Origin of the sequence: Curtobacterium sp. B18 (assembly GCF_000333375.1) — a bacterium.
Classification (GTDB): Bacteria; Actinomycetota; Actinomycetes; order Actinomycetales; family Microbacteriaceae; genus Curtobacterium.
The window spans coordinates 1-2,595 of the sequence record NZ_BACZ01000183.1; the positions used below are offsets into that span (position 1 = coordinate 1).

The 2,595-nt window shown below is 69.6% G+C and carries 3 protein-coding genes and 1 pseudogene; 2 read left to right on the plus strand and 2 right to left on the minus strand.

Annotated elements, in window-relative coordinates:
* Nucleotides 1-21: 21 nt before the first annotated feature.
* Both I5E_RS04985 and I5E_RS04990 read right to left on the minus strand, forming a co-directional pair.
* The gene (locus I5E_RS04985; RefSeq protein WP_031261585.1) at nt 22-231 is read right to left on the minus strand and encodes a cold-shock protein; all 210 of its coding nucleotides are present in this window, start codon (nt 229-231) and stop codon (nt 22-24) included.
* A gap of 16 nt (nt 232-247) precedes the next feature.
* A complete protein-coding gene (locus I5E_RS04990) occupies nt 248-1,357 on the minus strand; it encodes a fatty acid desaturase family protein (protein WP_022906020.1) in 1,110 nt (369 codons plus the stop codon).
* 233 nt (nt 1,358-1,590) lie between these two features.
* On the opposite strand from I5E_RS04990, the gene I5E_RS04995 reads away from it, so the two are divergent.
* Together I5E_RS04995 and I5E_RS26240 are read left to right on the plus strand one after the other, a co-directional pair.
* The gene (locus tag I5E_RS04995) at nt 1,591-2,436 is read left to right on the plus strand and encodes a hypothetical protein (RefSeq protein ID WP_022906021.1); all 846 of its coding nucleotides are present in this window, start codon (nt 1,591-1,593) and stop codon (nt 2,434-2,436) included.
* A 45-nt stretch (nt 2,437-2,481) separates the two neighbouring features.
* A pseudogene (locus tag I5E_RS26240) lies at nt 2,482-2,595 on the plus strand (LLM class flavin-dependent oxidoreductase); the annotation flags it as partial.

Genomic DNA, 2,595 nt, shown 5'->3' on the forward strand with positions numbered 1-2,595 from the left:
TCCCGTCCGTCGTCGTCCGCGTCAGCGGATGATCGAGATGTTGTCCGCCTGCGGACCCCGTTTGCCGGGGCCGACGTCGTACTGCACGTGGTCGTTCTCCTCGAGCGACCGGTACCCGGTCGTCACGACGATGCTCGAGAAGTGCGCGAACAGGTCCTCGGACCCGTCGTCGGGCTGGATGAAGCCGTAGCCCTTGCTGTGGTCGAACCACTTCACGGTGCCGGTGGGCATCTGCGTCAACACGGCGTCAGTGGATGCGCAGCTGCGCGACCATGGGGCAAGCGAACGGGTCGCGGGCAGCGAGCCCGACCCGGTTCAGGTACCGGACGACGATGCCGTAGGAGCGCAGCAGCGTGGTCTCGGTGTACGGCACGTCGAGCGTGTCGCAGTGGTCGCGGACGAGCAGGCGGGCCTGCTTCAGGGCCGGACGCGGCATCGACGGGAAGAGGTGGTGCTCCACCTGGTAGTTCAGGCCACCCATGAGGAACGAGACCCACCAGCCACCGCGGATGTTGCGGGAGGTGCGGACCTGGCGCGAGAAGAAGTCGACCTTGGCGTCGTGCGCGATGGTCGGCATGCCCTTGTGGTTCGGCGCGAACGAGGCGCCCATCATCACGCCGAAGACGGCGAGCTGGACCCCGAGGAACGCGCAGGCCATGCCGAACGGCAGGAACCAGAACACGATCGTCAGGTAGATGCCGAAGCGGGCGACGAGCAGCGCGGCCTCGAGCCAGCGGTGCTTCACGTCGGCCTTGGTGCCGTTGCCGGTGACGATGCTCATCACGGCGTAGCGGTGCAGGTTCAGGCCCTCGAGCGTGAGCAGGGGGAAGAACAGCCAGCCCTGGAAGCGCATGAACGTCGTCATGAGCGGGCCCTTGACCGACGCGGCGTCCTCCGGCAGGAAGCGGATGCCGTCCGGCGCGATGTCCGGGTCCTTGCCGACGGTGTTCGGGTTGCCGTGGTGGCGGGTGTGCTTGTTCATCCACCACGAGTAGCTGAGGCCGACCATGAACGTGCCGAGCCAGCGGCCGGCGTGGTCGTTCCACTTCTGCGAGGCGAAGACCTGGCGGTGCGCGGCCTCGTGGGAGAGGAATGCGAACTGCGTGAAGAGGACGCCGAGGGCTCCGGCGACGATGAGCTGGAACCACGAGTCGCCGAGGAACGCGAACGCGACCCAGGCGAGGGCCATGGTGCCGACGAGACTGCCGAACAGCGACCAGTAGAAACCGGTGCGGCGGCGGAGGAGGCCGTTGTCCTTCACCTGCGCCAGCAGCGCGGAGTAGGTCGAGGTGCCCTTGCGGGGACCAGTGGCGGGACGAGTGCGGGTGTAACCCGGCGCGAGCGGAGTGGTGGTCATGAGGACCGACCTTCCGTTACGGATCGGTCCTTCAACCAATGCGAGTGAGTTCACGCGTTTGCGCTTGGCGCGACACTAAGGGCAGAACATGCGTGTTCGCCTGGGAGTCCGGATTGCGTGGACGGACGGTCTCCGGTCCGGGCGCGGCGCGGGCTGAGCCAGCTCTCACGGTCCACGCCGGACGCCGGACTGGCCGCGTCGTAGCGTTCAGCACACACGAGCAGGAGGCGCCGATGCCCGATCCGTTCCCTCGCCGAGGCCCCGCCACCGCGTGGCTGATCACGAGCCTCGTCCTCGCCGTCGCGGGCGGCGCGCTCGCGGCTCCGGCATCCGCGGACGCGGCCGTCGATCCCGCCGGGCTGCAGATCGACGACGTCGTCACCACGCAAGTGGCGTTCCACGACACCGCGTCGTGGGCGTTCACCGTGCAGGACGTCGGAACCGCGGCCACAGCCGGCCCGGTCCACCTCGGATTCGCGTACGACACCGGTACCAACCCGGCGGACGCAGCATCGCTCCGTGCCTTCGACCACGTCACGGTCGCGAGCACCTCCGGTCGCTGCTCGCTCGACACGACCAGACGGACGGCGTCCTGCACACTGCCCGCGCTCCGGCCCGGCGCCTCGGTCACGATGACGACGACGGCGCGGCAGGTCTGGGACATCAGGGACACCCGCTTGACTGGCTGGGAGTTCCAGGCCGTGCGCGGCTCGTCCGATCCGGAGGTGCCGTACGACAGTCGGATCAGCGGCACCACGATCGTCCCGACCCACGGCGCGTTCGACGGTGCTGCGGCCACCGCCGGCGGGATCACGGCGTCGGGGTGGGCCGTCGACGTCGAGCGCGCTGCTGACCCGATGGACGTGGCCGTCGACGTCGACGGCACCCAGGCGGCGCTCCTCACCACGACGAGGCAGCGCGCCGACGTCGACCGGGCGCTGCACGTGTCCGGGGCGCACGGCTTCCGAGGGATGGTCCGGGCGGGGTCGGGGGTGCACCGCGTGTGCATCACCGCAGCCGACCCGTACTGGGGCACGAGCGGCATCGACCTCGGGTGCCGGAGCGTGCGGGTCCCCTGACCCGCCCGGACGGACGAGGACGCGTTCGTCTGCCACGATCGACACATGCCTCTCGACGGACGTCCCCTCGAAAGCCTCGGCTTCCTGACCATCGGGTCGTTCGACCCGGCACGTCCCGGACCCGGTCACGAGGAGACGCTCCGGGTCATCGAGCGCGCC

Excerpts from the sequence above, each read along its gene's own strand:
- I5E_RS04985 (WP_031261585.1), bottom strand. The coding sequence starts at position 231 with ATGCCCACCGGCACCGTGAAGTGGTTCGACCACAGCAAGGGCTACGGC.
- I5E_RS04990 (WP_022906020.1), bottom strand. The coding sequence starts at position 1,357 with ATGACCACCACTCCGCTCGCGCCGGGTTACACCCGCACTCGTCCCGCC.
- I5E_RS04995 (WP_022906021.1), top strand. The coding sequence starts at position 1,591 with ATGCCCGATCCGTTCCCTCGCCGAGGCCCCGCCACCGCGTGGCTGATC.